Annotated in this window: 13 protein-coding genes and 1 pseudogene; all 14 read left to right on the forward strand. The window is 69.7% G+C overall.

Annotated features, from left to right (window positions below; genetic code table 11):
- Window positions 1–17: 17 nt before the first annotated feature.
- Window positions 18–1,154: a transaldolase gene (tal, locus tag OG574_RS35640; RefSeq protein WP_398377215.1), complete on the forward strand. Its 1,137-nt coding sequence runs from the start codon at window positions 18–20 to the stop codon at window positions 1,152–1,154.
- Complete coding sequence (gene zwf, locus OG574_RS35645) at window positions 1,151–2,683, forward strand: glucose-6-phosphate dehydrogenase (protein ID WP_326776557.1); 1,533 nt, start codon at window positions 1,151–1,153, stop codon at window positions 2,681–2,683. Before tal ends, zwf begins: the two co-directional genes overlap by 4 nt.
- Entirely contained in the window at window positions 2,680–3,615 is a 936-nt protein-coding gene (gene opcA, locus OG574_RS35650) for a glucose-6-phosphate dehydrogenase assembly protein OpcA (protein ID WP_326776558.1), read from the forward strand. Before zwf ends, opcA begins: the two co-directional genes overlap by 4 nt.
- Window positions 3,608–5,254: a glucose-6-phosphate isomerase gene (gene pgi, locus OG574_RS35655; RefSeq protein WP_326776559.1), complete on the forward strand. Its 1,647-nt coding sequence runs from the start codon at window positions 3,608–3,610 to the stop codon at window positions 5,252–5,254. The genes opcA and pgi overlap by 8 nt, the downstream gene beginning before the upstream one ends.
- Before the next feature lie 17 nt (window positions 5,255–5,271).
- Window positions 5,272–6,147 (forward strand): phosphogluconate dehydrogenase (NAD(+)-dependent, decarboxylating), encoded by an 876-nt coding sequence (gnd, locus tag OG574_RS35660; RefSeq protein ID WP_326778737.1) that lies wholly within the window; start codon window positions 5,272–5,274, stop codon window positions 6,145–6,147.
- Between the two features lie 19 nt (window positions 6,148–6,166).
- Complete coding sequence (locus tag OG574_RS35665; RefSeq protein WP_326776560.1) at window positions 6,167–6,766, forward strand: histidine phosphatase family protein; 600 nt, start codon at window positions 6,167–6,169, stop codon at window positions 6,764–6,766.
- A gap of 112 nt (window positions 6,767–6,878) precedes the next feature.
- On the forward strand, window positions 6,879–8,570 hold the full coding sequence (locus OG574_RS35670; protein ID WP_326776561.1) for a carbohydrate binding domain-containing protein: 1,692 nt from the start codon (window positions 6,879–6,881) through the stop codon (window positions 8,568–8,570).
- A 229-nt stretch (window positions 8,571–8,799) separates the two neighbouring features.
- Window positions 8,800–9,666, forward strand: a complete 867-nt coding sequence (locus OG574_RS35675; protein WP_326776562.1) for an ROK family protein — start codon at window positions 8,800–8,802, stop codon at window positions 9,664–9,666.
- Window positions 9,667–9,697: 31 nt separating this feature from the next.
- The gene (locus OG574_RS35680) at window positions 9,698–11,392 is read left to right on the forward strand and encodes an ABC transporter substrate-binding protein (protein WP_326776563.1); all 1,695 of its coding nucleotides are present in this window, start codon (window positions 9,698–9,700) and stop codon (window positions 11,390–11,392) included.
- A 10-nt stretch (window positions 11,393–11,402) separates the two neighbouring features.
- A complete protein-coding gene (locus OG574_RS35685) occupies window positions 11,403–12,392 on the forward strand; it encodes an ABC transporter permease (protein WP_100599079.1) in 990 nt (329 codons plus the stop codon).
- Window positions 12,393–12,399: 7 nt separating this feature from the next.
- The gene (locus OG574_RS35690; RefSeq protein ID WP_326776564.1) at window positions 12,400–13,323 is read left to right on the forward strand and encodes an ABC transporter permease; all 924 of its coding nucleotides are present in this window, start codon (window positions 12,400–12,402) and stop codon (window positions 13,321–13,323) included.
- Window positions 13,316–14,287 (forward strand): ABC transporter ATP-binding protein, encoded by a 972-nt coding sequence (locus OG574_RS35695; protein WP_326776565.1) that lies wholly within the window; start codon window positions 13,316–13,318, stop codon window positions 14,285–14,287. Before OG574_RS35690 ends, OG574_RS35695 begins: the two co-directional genes overlap by 8 nt.
- Window positions 14,284–15,270, forward strand: a complete 987-nt coding sequence (locus OG574_RS35700) for an ABC transporter ATP-binding protein (RefSeq protein WP_326776566.1) — start codon at window positions 14,284–14,286, stop codon at window positions 15,268–15,270. Before OG574_RS35695 ends, OG574_RS35700 begins: the two co-directional genes overlap by 4 nt.
- Window positions 15,267–16,427 (forward strand): annotated as a pseudogene (locus OG574_RS35705) (ROK family protein); the annotation flags it as partial. The gene OG574_RS35700 and the pseudogene OG574_RS35705, both read left to right, overlap by 4 nt.
- Between the last annotated feature and the right edge of the window lie 25 nt (window positions 16,428–16,452).

Raw genomic sequence — 16,452 nt, forward strand, 5'->3', positions numbered from 1 at the left:
GAAAGAAGATGAAGAACATGAGCAACGCCGACTCCACCGTCACGCCCCTCAAGTCCCTTGCCGGCGAAGGCGTTTCCATCTGGCTGGACGACCTGTCCCGCAAGCGCATCGAGTCCGGCAACCTCGCCGAACTGATCGAGAACAGCCACGTCGTGGGCGTCACGACGAACCCCTCGATCTTCCAGGCGGCCATCGGCTCCGGTGAGGGTTACGAGGAGCAGCTCGCCGACCTCGCCACCCGCGGCGTCACCGTCGACGAGGCGGTCCGCATGATGACCACCGCCGACGTCCGCGCCGCCGCCGACATCCTGCGCCCCGTGTACGACGCGACGCAGGGCCGCGACGGCCGCGTCTCCATCGAGGTCGACCCGCGCCTCGCCCACGACACGACGGCCACCGTCGCCGAGGCCAAGCAGCTGTCCTGGCTGGTCGACCGCCCGAACGTCATGATCAAGATCCCTGCGACGAAGGCGGGTCTCCCGGCCATCACCGAGGTCATCGGCCTCGGCATCAGCGTCAACGTCACCCTGATCTTCTCCCTCGACCGCTACAAGGCCGTCATGGACGCCTACCTCGCGGGCCTGGAGAAGGCGCAGGCCGCGGGCATCGACCTGGCGGGCATCCACTCCGTCGCCTCCTTCTTCGTCTCGCGCGTCGACGCCGAGATCGACAAGCGGCTCGACCAGGTCGGCAGCGACGAGGCCAAGTCCCTCAAGGGCAAGGCCGCCCTCGCCAACGCCCGTCTCGCGTACGAGGCGTACGAAGAGGTCTTCGCCTCCGAGCGTGCGGGCAAGCTGGAGGCGGCCGGCGCCAACAAGCAGCGCCCGCTGTGGGCCTCCACCGGCGTCAAGGACCCCGCGTACAAGGACACCCTGTACGTCGACGAGCTCGTCGCCCCGGGCACGGTCAACACCATGCCGGAGGCCACCCTGAAGGCCACCGCCGACCACGGCGTGATCACCGGCGACACGGTGACGGGCGGCTACGAGCAGGCGCGCACCGACCTCAAGGCCGTCGACGCGCTCGGCATCTCCTACGACGAGGTCGTGCAGCAGCTGGAGGACGAGGGCGTCGCCAAGTTCGACGTGGCGTGGAACGACCTGCTCGGCACGGTCGCCGGCCGCCTCGCCGACAAGGAGGCGCAGGCCAAGTGAGCACCACTGCTTGGCAGAACCCGCTGAGGGACCCCCGCGACCGCCGCCTGCCGCGCATCGCGGGCCCCTCCGGCCTCGTCATCTTCGGCGTCACGGGCGACCTGTCCCGCAAGAAGCTGATGCCGGCGGTCTACGACCTCGCCAACCGCGGACTGCTGCCGCCGGGCTTCTCGCTCGTCGGCTTCGCCCGCCGCGACTGGGAGGACCAGGACTTCGCCCAGGTCGTCCACGACGCGGTGCGCGAGCACTCCCGCACCGAGTTCCGCGAGGAAGTCTGGCAGCAGCTCGCCGAGGGCATGCGCTTCATCCCCGGCGACTTCGACGACGACACGGCCTTCAAGCAGCTGCGCGAGGCCGTCGACGACCTCGACGAGAAGCGCGGCACCAGCGGTAACTACGCCTTCTACCTCTCCGTGCCGCCGAAGTTCTTCCCGCAGGTCGTGCAGCAGCTCAAGAAGCACGGCCTCGCCGACGGACCCGAGGGCTCCTGGCGCCGCGCCGTCATCGAGAAGCCGTTCGGCCACGACCTGGCCAGCGCCCGCGAACTCAACGCGATCGTGCACGACGTCTTCGCCCCGGACCAGGTCTTCCGCATCGACCACTACCTCGGCAAGGAGACCGTCCAGAACATCCTGGCCCTCCGCTTCGCCAACCAGATGTACGAACCCATCTGGAACCGGAGTTACGTCGACCACGTGCAGATCACGATGGCCGAGGACATCGGCATCGGCGGCCGCGCCGGCTACTACGACGGCATCGGCGCCGCCCGCGACGTCATCCAGAACCACCTCCTCCAGCTCATGGCCCTCACCGCCATGGAGGAGCCGGCCTCCTTCGACGCCGAGTCGCTCCTCACCGAGAAGCTCAAGGTCCTCAAGTCGGTGCGGCTGCCCGAGAACCTCGGCGAGCACACCGTCCGCGCCCAGTACGCGGCCGGCTGGCAGGGCGGCGAGAAGGTCCCCGGCTACCTCCAGGAAGACGGCATCGACCCCAAGTCGAAGACCGACACCTATGCGGCCGTCAAGCTGGAGGTCGACAACCGCCGTTGGGCGGGCGTCCCCTTCTACCTGCGCACCGGCAAGCGCCTCGGCCGCCGCGTCACCGAGATCGCCGTCGTCTTCCAGCGCGCCCCGCACTCCCCGTTCGACTCCACCGCCACGGAGGAACTCGGCCAGAACGCCGTGGTCATCCGCGTCCAGCCCGACGAGGGCATGACCGTACGCTTCGGCTCGAAGGTCCCGGGTACCTCGATGGAGATCCGGGACGTGTCGATGGACTTCGCCTACGGCGAGTCCTTCACCGAGTCCAGCCCGGAGGCGTACGAACGGCTCATCCTGGACGTCCTGCTCGGCGATGCCAACCTCTTCCCCCGCACGGAGGAGGTGGAGGAGTCCTGGAAGATCCTCGACCCGATCGAGGGCCACTGGGACACCCACGGCCGGCCCGCGCAGTACGCCTCGGGAAGCTGGGGCCCGAAGGAAGCGGACGAGATGCTCGCACGAGACGGACGGAGCTGGCGCAGGCCATGAAGATCGACCTCACCGACACGACGGCAAGCAAGGTCAACAAGGCCCTGGTGGAAGGCCGCAGGGCGATTGGCACCCCGGCCGTGGGCATGGTCCTCACGATGGTCATCGTGACCGACGAGGAGAACGCCTACGACTCCATCAAGGCCGCCGAGGAGGCCTCCCGCGAGCACCCCTCGCGCACCCTCGTCGTGATCAAGCGGCACGCCCGCTCGCCCCGCGACCGCCAGGGCAACCGCCTCGACGCCGAGGTGCGCGTCGGCGCGGACGCCGGCACCGGCGAGACCGTCCTGCTGCGCCTGTACGGCGAGGTCGGCCAGCACGCCGACTCCGTCGTCCTGCCGCTGCTGCTCCCGGACGCACCCGTCGTCGTCTGGTGGCCGGTCGACGCCCCCGATGTCCCCGCCAAGGACCCCCTGGGTGCGCTCGCCCAGCGCCGTATCACCGACGCGTACGCCGTCGAGGACCCGCTGTCCGCGCTGGCCGCCCGCGCCGCCTCGTACGCCCCCGGCGACACGGACCTCGCCTGGACCCGCCTCACGCCGTGGCGCTCCATGCTGGCCGCCGCCCTCGACCAGGCCGGCGCCGAGATCACTTCGGCGGCCGTCGAGAGCGAGGCCGAGAACCCCAGCGCCGAACTGCTCGCCCGCTGGCTGGGCGCCCGCCTCGGCGTGCCCGTCGACCGCGTCACCACCGCGGGCCCGGTCGTCACGGCCGTCCGCCTCGGCACGGCCGGCGGCGAGATCCGCATCGACCGTCCCGAGGGCCCCCTCGCGCAGCTCACCCTGCCCGGCCAGCCGCAGCGCACCCTGGCCCTCAAGGTCCGCACCACCTCCGAGCTGATCGCCGAAGAACTCCGCCGCCTCGACGCGGACGAGATGTACGCCGTCGCTCTGCGCGGCGACGGCACCAAGGAGCGCGTTCAACATGCCTGACACCACCCCGCACCTGACGGTCCGCCCCCAGTGGACGGCCCTTTCGGACCACCGCGCGAAGCAGCGCCAGGTCCATCTGCGGGATCTGTTCACCACCGACCCGGACCGCGCCGCGCGCTACACGGTCGAGGTCGGCGACCTGCACATCGACTACTCCAAGCACCTGATCACGGACGAGACGCTCGCCCTGCTCCAGGAACTGGCCACCGCCACCGATGTGTTCGGGCAGCGCGACGCCATGTTCCGCGGCGAGAAGATCAACACGACGGAGGACCGGGCCGTGCTGCACACGGCGCTGCGGGCCCCACGCGATGCGGTGATCGAGGTCGACGGCGTCGATGTCGTCCCGCAGGTGCACGCCGTGCTGGACAAGATGGCCGCCTTCGCGGACAGGGTCCGTTCGGGCCAGTGGACGGGCCACACCGGCAAGCGCATCAAGAACGTCGTGAACATCGGCATCGGCGGTTCAGACCTGGGTCCGGCGATGGCGTACGAGGTGCTCCGCTCCTTCACGGACCGGGACCTGACGGTCCGATTCGTGTCGAACGTGGACGGTGCGGACCTGCACGAGGCCGTCCGGGATCTCGACCCGGCCGAGACGCTGTTCGTCATCGCGTCGAAGACGTTCACGACGATCGAGACGATCACCAACGCGACCTCCGCGCGCAGCTGGCTGCTCGACGCGCTCGGCGACGACTCCGCGGTCGCGAAGCACTTTGTCGCCCTGTCGACGAACGCCGAGAAGGTGGCCGACTTCGGCATCGACACGGCCAACATGTTCGAGTTCTGGGACTGGGTCGGCGGCCGCTACTCGTACGACTCGGCCATCGGCCTCTCGCTGATGATCGCGATCGGTCCGGACGCCTTCCGCGAGATGCTCGACGGCTTCCACCTCGTCGACGAGCACTTCCGCACCGCCCCCGCCGAGGCGAACGCCCCTCTTCTGATGGGCCTGTTGGGCATCTGGTACGGCAACTTCCACGGCGCCCAGTCGCACGCGGTCCTGCCGTACTCGCACTACCTGTCCAAGTTCACCGCGTACCTCCAGCAGCTCGACATGGAGTCCAACGGCAAGTCCGTGGACCGCGAGGGCCGCCCGGTGGACTGGCAGACGGGCCCCGTCGTCTGGGGCACCCCCGGCACCAACGGGCAGCACGCCTACTACCAGCTCATCCACCAGGGCACGAAGCTCATCCCGGCCGACCTGATCGGCTTCGCCCGCCCGGTCGGCGAGCTCACGGCTCAACTGGCGGACCAGCACGACCTGTTGATGGCCAACCTGTTCGCGCAGGGCCAGGCCCTCGCCTTCGGCAAGACCGCCGACGAAGTCCGAGCCGAAGGTGTCCCCGAGGCGCAGGTGCCGCATCGCACCTTCAAGGGCAACCACCCCACGACCACCGTCCTGGCGAAGGAACTCACCCCCTCCGTCCTGGGCCAGCTCATCGCCCTCTACGAGCACAAGGTGTTCGTCCAGGGCGCCGTCTGGAACATCGACTCCTTCGACCAGTGGGGCGTCGAACTCGGCAAGGTCCTCGCCAGGCGCGTCGAACCCGCCCTCACCCAAGACGCCGACGTCCCCGGCCTCGATGCCTCCACCCAGGCGCTCGTCGCCACCTACCGCACGCTCCGGAAGAAGTGAAGACAGACATGACCGCGATACAGCTCGGACTCATCGGCCTCGGCAAGATGGGCGGCAACATGCGTGAGCGCATCCGCCGCGCCGGCCACACCGTCATCGGCTACGACCGCAACCCCGACCTCGCCGACGTCGGCAGCCTCGCCGAGCTCGTCGAGCAGCTCGAGGGCCCGCGCGTGGTCTGGGTGATGGTCCCCGCGGGCGCCGCCACCCAGTCCACGATCGACGAGCTCAAGGAGCTGCTCTCGCCCGGCGACATCGTGGTGGACGGCGGCAACTCGCGCTGGACCGACGACGAGAAGCACGCCGCCGAGCTCGCCACCAAGGGCATCGGCTTCGTCGACGCCGGTGTCTCCGGCGGCGTCTGGGGCCTGGAGAACGGCTACGCCCTCATGGTCGGCGGCGACAAGGAGCACATAGCCCGCGTCCAGCCCGTCTTCGACGCCCTCAAGCCCGAAGGCGACTTCGGCTACGTCCACGCCGGCAAGGTCGGCGCCGGGCACTTCTCCAAGATGGTTCACAACGGCATCGAGTACGCCATGATGCAGGCCTATGCCGAGGGCTGGGAGCTCCTGGAGAAGGTCGACTCCGTCACCGACGTGCGTGAGGTCTTCCGCTCCTGGCAGGAGGGCACGGTCATCCGTTCCTGGCTGCTCGACCTGGCGGTCAACGCGCTGGACGACGACGAGCACCTGGACAAGCTGCGCGGCTTCGCCGCCGACTCCGGTGAGGGCCGCTGGACGGTCGAGGCGGCCATCGACAACGCGGTGCCGCTGCCCGCGATCACCGCTTCCCTCTTCGCGCGCTTCGCGTCGCGCCAGGACGACTCGCCGCAGATGAAGATGATCGCGGCCCTGCGTAACCAGTTCGGCGGCCACGCCGTCGAGACGAAGTAAGCAGGGGGAGACGACAGCCATGGGCGACCTCCTCCTGGTCCGCCACGGCGAAACGGAGTGGAGCCTGTCCGGACAGCACACCAGCTGGACGGACAAGCCCCTCACCCAGCACGGCGAGGAACAGGCCAAGTCCCTCGCCCCGCTCCTCGCCGGACGTCCGTACGCCCTCGTCCTCACCAGCCCGCTCGGCCGCGCGGTCCGCACCGCGGACCTCGCGGGCCTGAGCGGGGCCAGGCCCGAACCGGATCTCCACGAGTGGCACTACGGCGCCTACGAAGGCGTCACCACCCGCGAGATCCACCGCACCCGCCCCGACTGGGACCTGTGGACCCAGGGCGTCCCGCAAGGGCCCGAAGACGGGCCCGGCGAGTCCCCGGGGGCCGTGGGGGAGCGGGCCGACCGCGTCCTGGCCCGCGTGGCGGCCGCGCTCGCGGAGGGCGATGTGGTCGTCGTGGCCCACGCCCATGTCCTGCGCGTGCTCACGGCCCGCCGCCTGGGTCTCGCCCCGGCGGACGGCCGCCTCTTCCAGCTGGCGACCGGGACGGTGAGCCGCCTGTCGACGGAGCACGGGCGACCGGTGATCGCGGAGTGGAACGTGCGGGCACCCGGACACGAGTGAGCCGAGTGAACGCGGGGTCTTGACAAGGGGATTGGTCCATACCAACTTGGTGGTCGCGCCTCGCGCGCCGCTGGTGTCCGGTCCAATCCCCTTGCCCCCACCGGGAGTTCGTGTGTTCTCCAGACGCAAGAGACGCTCCGCGAGGCCCCGCCTCCTCGCCCTCATCGGATCCGCCGCACTCGCCGTGGCCGGCGCGGTCGCCCTCCCCACCACCGCTCAGGCCGCGAACGTACTGTCCAACGCGGGCTTCGAGAGCGGCAGCACGAGCCCGTGGACCTGCTCCGGCGGGCTCGGCTCGGTCGTTTCCAGCCCGGTCCACGGCGGCACCAAGGCCCTGTCGGGGGCGGCCGGCTCCAGCGACAACGCGAAGTGCAGCCAGACCGTCTCCGTCCAGCCGAACACCGCGTACACCCTCTCGGGCTGGGTGCGTGGCAACTACGTCTACCTCGGCGTGGACGGCGGGGCCTCGACCTGGACGCAGTCACCGACGGCCTACAGTCAGCTCACGGTGCAGTTCACGACCGGCGCCTCCCAGACCAGCGCCACCATCTACACCCAGGGCTGGTACGCGCAGGGCACCTACTACGCCGACGACATCAGCCTCGACGGGCCCGGCGGCGGGGGCGGCGACACCCAGGCGCCCACCGCCCCGACGGCGCTGAAATCCACCGGCAAGACCTCGACGAGCGTCTCCCTGTCCTGGACCGGGGCGAGCGACAACGTCGGCGTCACCGGCTACGACATCTACAGCGGCGGCAGCAACAAGCTCCTGACGGTCTCCGGCACGAGCGCCACCGTCAGCGGCCTCTCCCCGAGCACCGCGTACGCCTTCACGGTCAAGGCCCACGACGCGGCCGGCAATGCCTCGGCCGCCTCCAACTCGGTCTCCGTGACGACCGATCAGGGCTCCGGCGGCGGCACCGGATTCAAGCAGGCGGCCCCGTACTTCTACACCGGCTGGGGTGACCCGCCGAGCCCGGCCACGGTCATGAACGCGACCGGCGTCAAGTGGTTCACGATGGCGTTCATTCTCTCCTCCGGCGGCTGCAACCCCGCGTGGGACGGCCAGCGCGCCCTCACCGGCGGCCAGGACCAGACCGCGATCAACGCCATCCGCTCCGCGGGCGGCGACGTCGTCCCCTCCATCGGCGGCTGGAGCGGCAACAAGCTCGGCCCCAACTGCTCGACCCCCGAAGCCCTCGCGGGCGCCTACCAGAAGGTCATCGACGCGTACGGGCTCAAGGCCATCGACGTCGACATCGAGAACTCCGACGAGTTCGAGAACGAGGCCGTCCAGGACCGCATCCTGGGCGCCCTGAAGATCGTCAAGGCCAACAACCCGGGCCTGCGCACGATCCTCACCTTCGGCACCTCGACGACCGGACCGACGTACTACGGCAACCGCCTCATCGAGCAGTCCAAGGCCCTGAACGCGGACATCGACGTCTTCACGATCATGCCGTTCGACTTCGGCGGCGGTTCCGACATGTACGGCAACACCGTGAATGCCGCCGACGGCCTCAAGACCAAGCTCAAGTCGGTCTTCGGCTGGGACGACACGACGGCGTACGGGCACATCGGCATCTCCGGCATGAACGGCATCAGCGACCAGCAGGAGACCACGACGCCGGCGATCTGGACCCAGGTCAAGGACTGGTCCAACAGCCATCACATCGCACGCCTCGCCTTCTGGTCGGTCAACCGCGACCGGCCGTGCGCGGGCGGGGGAGTGGCGGAGAACTGCTCCGGCATCAGCCAGGACAACTGGCAGTTCACGAAGATCACCGCCGGATTCACCGGCTGACCACGCGCGCACCGAACAGGCAGGCCCCCGGGATCTCCCGGGGGCCTTGCCGTTGCCCGAACACTCCGAACGCTCCGAACGCTCAGATTGCTATGGAGGCCCCGAAAGATCATCAACTCCGTTGTGGGCAAGAGGGCTTACGCGCGAGGCGCATCGAGCGTACAGTCCGGGCCACCTCGTTTAGTTACGTAACTTTACTGGCGCCTCCCTCCCGCGTGAGGAGCTCCATGTGAACGTGCCTCCATCCTCGCCCGTCGTCCTCGCCCTAGATTTCGGCGGCACCAAGACGGCCCTGACCGTCGCAGACCAGCACGGCACGCGGTTGCACGACCTCACCGTCGAGACCGCGGCGGAGCACGGCGCACAGGCAGGCCTCAAAAGGGCCGTGGGCGCCGCCCGCTCCCTCCTCGACGGCCGCGAACCGGTCGCCGTCGGGGTGTCCACCATCGGCATCCCCGGCGACGACGGGGTCGCCCTCGCCCCGAACATCCCCGGCTGGGAAGAGCTCGCCCTCGGGCGTGAACTCGCCCTGGAATTCCCGGATTCGGAGCTGCGCCTGGCCACCGACGTCAAGGCCGCGGCCCGCTACGAATGCGATGCCGGAGCGTTGAAAGGCTGCGACCCGGGCGTGTACGTCAACCTCGGCACCGGCCTCGCCGTCGCGATCGTGGCCGGCGGCACGGTCCTGACCGGACGGCACGGCGCGTCCGGCGAGATCGGCTACAACCTGCGGGCAGCCGCCGATGTCGGCCTGGTCTCCGGAGACCGGATCCCGCTGGAGGACGTCGTCAGCGGCAAGGCCCTCAGCCGGGCCGCGCAGGCACAAGGATCTACCGAACTCGCCGGTCATATCGGTGAGTTCATCGACGAGCTGGCCTTCCATCTCGTCAACCTCGCCATCGCCGTCGATCCCGAGCGGATCGTCGTCGGCGGCGGCATGGTCCGCTCCTGGGAGGCGCTGCACGACAGGCTGCGCCACGCCCTGGACGCGGCCGTGCCCTATCCGCCCCAGCTCGTACCCGCAGCGCATCCGTACGACGCGCCCCTGCTCGGGGCACTCGCGCTGGCCGTCGAGGCCGCGCGCACCGGAACCTGACGCACCCGGCCCACGAAGGGACTGGCAGGACATGAGGCCCACGCGCATCCTCGCCGCAGCGGTCATCGGCGCGCTCGCCGTGACGGCGACGGCCTGTTCGGAGACCAAGCACAAAGGCGACTCCGACGGCAACAACGCCACACAGAGCAGCGGCCCGAAGAAGAAGGGCGGCACGGTCACCATCGCCAACACGGCGGGGCAGACCTGGACCTGCAACTTCAATCCGTTCAACCCGGCCGTCTACAACACGTCCATCGGCTTCGTCTACGAACCCCTGATCTACGTCAACACGCTCAAGGACGCGGCCGAGACGCCGATGCTCGCCAAGAGCTACAAGTGGAACGCCGACAAGACGCAGATCGACTTCACGGTCCGCTCCGGCGTGAAGTGGAACGACGGCAAGCCGTTCACCGCCAACGACGTCGCGTTCACCTTCAACCTCATGAAGCGCGTCCCGTCCACCGACCTGTACGCGCTCTGGACCACGGCCGGACTCCAGTCGGCCACCGCCTCCGGTGACAAGGTCACCCTGAAGTTCGAGAAGGCGGCACAGCCCTACTTCTACGCCTTCGCCCACCAGGTCGCCATCGTGCCCGAGCACGTCTTCGGCACCGGCGCGGCCGCCGCCCACCCCGACACCTGGGTGGACAAGAAACCCGTCGGCACCGGCCCCTTCGAGGTCAACCCCTGCTCGCCGAACAACATCCAGTACACGGCCAACCCCGACTACTGGCAGCCGGGCAAGCCGTACATCCAGAAGGTCGAGTACCCGGCCTACCTCGACAACGGCCCCGCCAACCTCGACCTCGCCAACGGCAAGGCGCAGTGGGGGAGTCAGTTCATCCCGGGCATCAAGCAGTTCTACCTCGACAAGTCGGCCGACAACCACACCTGGTCGCCGCCCGTCCTGAACGTGAGCATCCACCCGAATCTCGACCCGTCCCACAAGATGACCAGCAACCTCAAGGTCCGCCAGGCGATCTCCCTCGCCATCGACCGGGACAAGGTCTCCAAGATCGGTGTCGGCGGCCAGGAACCGGCCGCGAACCAGTCGGGCATCGTGACACCGACGTTCGACAAGTACTACGACAAGGCGGCCGTGGAAAAGGCCGGCTTCGACAAGCCGGACCCGGCCCGCGCCAAGAAGCTTCTCGGCGAGCTCGGCTACTCCCCGTCCAAGCCGCTCAAGCTCAAGATCATCACGATCACCGGCTACACCGACTGGGACGCCTCGCTCAACGTCATCAAGCAGAACCTGAAGGCCGTCGGCATCGACCTCGCGGTCCAGGACCTCGCGCAGCAGACCATGATCGGCCACCTCTACACCGGCGACTACGACCTGGCGTACTACGCCCAGCAGACCAGCGGCCCCACCCCCTACTACGAGCTGCGCCAGATGCTGCACTCGGCCAACACCGCCCCGCTCGGCAAAAACGCCGCGAGCAACTGGGAGCGCTACAAGAACCCGAAGGTCGACCAGTTGCTCAACGACTACGCGTCGGCGAACGAGACGAAGCAGGTCGAGATCGTCAAGCAGGTCGCCCAGTACATGATCGACGACGTCCCGGTGATCCCGATCGTGGAGTCGGTGGACTGGTTCCAGTACAACACCAAGGACATCGCCGGCTGGCCCACCGAGGACAACCCCTACGCCCAGCCCGCGGCCTACAACTTCCCCGACACGGGCCAGGTGCTCACCCACCTGTACTCCAAGTCGGCCCAGTAGGCGGTGACTTGTGCGCTTCATACTGCGCCGCCTGGGGTTCTTCCTGCTGACGCTCTGGGCGGCCCTCACCCTGAACTTCTTCATCCCGCGCTTCATGCCGGGCGACCCCGTCGACGCGCTCGTCGTGCGCACCCGCGGCCGGGTCTCCCGGGACGCGCTCGAACAGATGCTGACGTCGTTCGGCTTCAAGCCCGACCAGAACGTGGCGGTCCAGTACTTCGACTATCTGGGCCACATGTTCACCGGCAACTGGGGCCGCTCCATCGGCCAGACGCTGGGCGAGCCGGTCACCAAGCTGATCGGCGGCGCCCTGCCCTGGACCCTCGGCCTCGTCGGCATCACCACGGTCCTCGCCTTCGTGCTCGGCACACTCATCGGCACGGTCTCGGGCTGGCGCCGTGGCGGCGCCCTCGACGCGGTCCTCCCGCCGATCTTCGTGATCACGTCGGCGCTGCCGTACTTCTGGGTGGGCCTGCTGCTGATCCTGGTCTTCTCGCAGGGCACCGGCGGCTGGCTCCCCGCCAACTTCAACTACGACACCTCGATCGTGCCCGGCTTCTCCCCGGGCTTCGTCGGGAGTGTGCTCTCCCACGCCGTACTCCCGGCGGCGACGCTGCTCATCACCACGATCGGCGGCTGGATCCTCACCATGCGCAACAACATGATCACGACCCTGGCCGAGGACTACGTCCGGATGGCCCGCGCGAAGGGCCTCGGGTCCCGCCGGATCATGTACGGCTACGCGGCCCGTAACGCGATCCTGCCCAACCTGGCCGGCTTCGCCATGTCGCTCGGCTTCGTCATCTCGGGCGCGATCCTCATCGAGTACGTCTTCAACTACCCCGGGATCGGCTACCTCCTCTACAACGCCGTCCAGAACGTCGACTACCCGCTGATGCAGGCCCTGTTCATGCTGTTCACCGTCGCGGTGCTGGTGGCGCTGCTGGCCGTGGACATCGCGACCGTGTGGCTCGATCCACGAGCCAGGGCGAAGGGGTGAGCGCCCGATGACCACCACCGCCATCACCGCCCCGCCGCCCGAGAAGGCCTCCGCCCGCACCCGGGCGGGAGGCGGCCTGTGGAGGGCGGTCCGCGGCAACCGCAAGGCCATGGCCGGTGCGGTGATCCTGCTGATCTTCACCGTCGTCGCCGCGTTCCCGGGCCTGTTCACCTCCGTCGACCACCCCGACGAGGCGAACTTCGCCCCGCGCCTCGACCCGTCCACCGCCCATCTCCTCGGCACGACGGCGCTCGGCCAGGACATCTACTCCCAACTCGTCTACGGCACACGGGAATCACTCGTCATCGCCGTCGTGGCCGGCGCGCTCGCCACCGTCCTGTCCGTGATCGTCGGCGTCTCCGCCGCGTACCTCGGAGGCATCGCCGACGACCTCCTGTCCCTGCTGACGAACGTCGTCCTCGTCATCCCCGCGTTCCCCCTGGTGATCATCCTCGCCAAGTACGCCGGCAAGGGCTCGCTCACCGTGATCCTCGCCGTGCTCGTCCTCACCGGCTGGTCCTACGGCGCCAACCAACTACGCGCCCAGGCACTGTCGTTGCGCAACCGGGACTTCCTGGAATCGGCCCGGGTGCGCGGCGAGCGACGCTCGTACATCATCGTCTTCGAAGTCCTGCCGACGATGACGTCCCTGATCGTCGCCAACTTCCTCGGTGCCGCGCTCTATTCGGTGCTGAGTGCGGCCGGCCTGCAGTTCCTCGGCCTCGGCGACCCGAACTCGCAGAGCTGGGGCACGATGCTCTACTGGGCCCAGAACCAGCAGGCCCTGCAGACCGGCACCCCGCTGTGGTCCATCGCCCCCGGCCTCTGCGTCGCCCTGCTCGGCGTCGCGTTCGCCCTCGTCAACTACGCCTTCGACGAGATCGGCAACCCGGCCCTGCGTCCCGTACGAAGGAGGCGCAAAGGTGCCTGAACCCCTACTGAGTGTCACCGACCTGACCGTCGTCTACGACACCGCGCGCGGCCCTGTCACAGCCGTCGACCACGTCGAACTCATCGTGGAGAAAGGGCAGTTCACTGCCGTCGTCGGCGAATCCGGCTGCGGCAAGTCCACCCTGATGTTCGCCGTCGCGCAGCTGCTCAACCCGCCCGCCCGCATCGCCGGCGGCGCTGTCCGCTTCCGCGGCGAGAACCTCGTCACCCTCGGCGAACGCGAACTCAACGCCCTGCGCTGGCGCGACTACTCCGTCGTCCTGCAGTCCGCCATGAACGCCCTGAACCCGGTGGCCACCCTCGCCGCCCAGTACAAGGACGCCATGGCGGCACACGGCACCTACACCAACGAGGAGATCCGAGCCCGCTCCACCGAGGTCCTCGACCTCGTCGGCATCGACCCGGTCCATCTGCACAGCTACCCGCACCAGCTGTCCGGCGGCATGCGCCAGCGCGCCATGATCGCCATGGCGCTGCTGCTCACCCCGGACCTGGTCATCATGGACGAACCGACCTCGGCGCTCGACGTCGTCGCCCAGCGCTCTCTCATGGTCCAGATCAAGGAACTCCAGCAACTCCTCGGCTTCGCCGTTGTGTTCGTCACCCACGACATGTCCCTCGTCAGCCACTTCTCCGACCAGCTCCTCGTCATGTACGCGGGCCAGGTCGTCGAGCAGGGCCCCACCCGCACCGTCTTCGACCACCCCTCCCACCCCTACAGCCGCGGGCTCCTCGAAGCGTTCCCCTCGATCCGTGGCCCCCGCGTCCCCCTGAAGGGCATCCCCGGCAGTCCGCCCGACCTCGCCGCACCGCCCGCGGGCTGCCGCTTCACCCCGCGCTGCCCCCTCGTCCACGAGCAGTGCCACGACACCGAGCCCGCCCTGTACGAAGTCGGCACGGCCCGCTCCCGCTGCCTGCTGCACCTCACGGAGGCCGTCTCATGAGCCCTCTGCTCGAAACGATCGGCCTCACCCGCCACTTCAAGGTCGGCACCGGGCTCACCCGCCGTGTCCTGCACGCCGTCGACGACGTCGACCTCACCATCGGCGCACGCGAGATCGTCGCCCTCGTCGGCGAGAGCGGCAGCGGCAAGTCCACACTCGCCCGTCTCGTAGCCCAGGTCCACAGGCCCACCAGCGGCGAGATCCGGTACGAGGGACAGCCGCTGACCGCCCAGCGCGGCCGCAAGGCGAAGCTCGCGTACCGCGGCGACGTCCCCATGGTCTTCCAGGACCCCTTCGCCTCCCTCAACCCCGCCTACCGCGTCTCCCACGGCATCCTGCGCGGTCTCAAGCTGCACCGCCCCGAACTGAGCGGCGCCGAGCGCCAGGCAGAGGCCGAGCGTGTCGTCGAAGCGGTCGGCCTCACCCCCGCCGCCGACGTCCTGGCCCGCTTCCCGTACGAACTCTCCGGCGGCCAGCGCCAGCGCATCGGCTTCGCCCAGGCCCTCGCCCACCGCCCCAAACTGATCCTCGCCGACGAACCCGTCTCCATGCTCGACGTCTCCATCCGCATCGGCCTGCTCAACGTCATGGCCGACCTGCGCGAGACCGAGGGCGTCTCCATCCTCTACATCACCCACGACATCGCCGGCGCCCGCTACCTCTCCGACCGGATCGCCGTCATGTACGGCGGCCACGTCGTCGAGACCGGCCCCACCGAGGACGTCCTCGCCCGCCCCCGCCACCCCTACACCGAGCTGCTCCTGTCCGCCGTCCCCGACCCGCGCGCCCCCCTCGACGTCGACGCGGCCGCCGCCAAGACCGACCCGCCCGTCGTCATCGACCCCACCCCCAGCTGTCGCTTCCGCACCCGCTGCCCGCTCGCCGTGGACGAGTGCCACCACGTCACCCCGCGCCTGCAGCCGGTCGGCAGGGGTCACACGGCGGCCTGCCACGTCACCGCCCCGCCCGAGGGCGCCCAGTGACCACACCCCCCTGGAACCGCCTGCGCCTGCGCAGCAACAACGAATGGCTGCTCCTCGAACGCCTGCGCCTCGAAGGCCCCGCCTCCCGCGCCCAACTCGCCCGCGACAGCGGCCTGTCCAAGCCCACCGTCTCCTCCGCCCTCGCCGCCCTGGAACGCGCCGGCCTGGTCCGCGAGGCCGGCACCCACGCCCAGAGCCGGGGACGCGTCGCCGTCCTCTACGAACCCGACCCGCGCGCCGGACACGTCCTCGGCATCGACATCGGCCGCGCCCGCCTGCGCACGGCGGTGGCCGACCTGACGGGCGCGATCGTCTCCCGTACGGAGGTACGCAACCGCGGCCGCAGCGCGGGAGCGGTCGCCGACGCCGCCGTCACGTGTGCCGAACAGGCTCTCGCGGACGCCGGGCTGAGCCAGGCCGACATCGTGCACACCGCCGTGGGCACCCCCGGAGTCTTCGACCGCCACACCGGCCGGGTCCTCTATGCCGTCAACCTGCCCGGCTGGGGCCGCCCCGGCCTCATCGAGCGCATGCGCGACCGCCTCGGCACCCCGCTCTCCGTCCACAACGACGCCAACCTCGCCGCGCTCGGCGAATACACCTTCGGCGCGGGCGCCGACAGCCACCTCTTCGTCTACGTCCTGATCGGCACCGGCCTCGGCATGGGCGTCGTCGCCGACGGCGAACTCTTCCTCGGCGCACACGGCGCCGCGGGCGAGATCGGCTTCCTGCCACTGGACGGCGTACCGGCGTCGGGGGCGGCACCCCGGCGCGGCATGCTGGAGGACGCGGTCTCCGCCGACGCCGTCGTCCGCGCCGCCCGCACCCTGGGCATGACCGGCCCGCTCACCGCCAAGCGCGTCTTCGACGCCGCCCGCACCGGCGACACCGCCGCCCTCGCCGCCGTACGCCAGGAAGGCGAGCGCCTCGCCCTCGCCGTCGCCTCCGTGACCGCAGTCCTCGACCCCGATCTGGTGGTCCTCGGCGGCGGCGTGGGCCGGGGCGCGGACCTCCTGCTCGCCACGGTCGGCGAGACCCTGCACCGCCTCACCCCGCTGCGCCCCCGCGTCGAACCCAGCAGGACAGGAGCGGACGCGGTGCTTCTCGGAGCGATCACCACGGCCCTGCGCGCGGCCCGCCCGCTGCTCTTCGAGCGCCTGACGGGGAGAGGGCCCGCGAGAG

This window comes from Streptomyces sp. NBC_01445 (assembly GCF_035918235.1).
Lineage (GTDB): Bacteria > Actinomycetota > Actinomycetes > Streptomycetales > Streptomycetaceae > Streptomyces.

Bases quoted from the DNA above. Each gene is read 5' to 3' on its own strand.
- tal (WP_398377215.1), top strand. From the start codon at position 18: ATGAGCAACGCCGACTCCACCGTCACGCCCCTCAAGTCCCTTGCCGGC.
- opcA (WP_326776558.1), top strand. From the start codon at position 2,680: ATGAAGATCGACCTCACCGACACGACGGCAAGCAAGGTCAACAAGGCC.
- pgi (WP_326776559.1), top strand. From the start codon at position 3,608: ATGCCTGACACCACCCCGCACCTGACGGTCCGCCCCCAGTGGACGGCC.
- OG574_RS35665 (WP_326776560.1), top strand. From the start codon at position 6,167: ATGGGCGACCTCCTCCTGGTCCGCCACGGCGAAACGGAGTGGAGCCTG.
- OG574_RS35680 (WP_326776563.1), top strand. From the start codon at position 9,698: ATGAGGCCCACGCGCATCCTCGCCGCAGCGGTCATCGGCGCGCTCGCC.
- OG574_RS35690 (WP_326776564.1), top strand. From the start codon at position 12,400: ATGACCACCACCGCCATCACCGCCCCGCCGCCCGAGAAGGCCTCCGCC.
- OG574_RS35700 (WP_326776566.1), top strand. From the start codon at position 14,284: ATGAGCCCTCTGCTCGAAACGATCGGCCTCACCCGCCACTTCAAGGTC.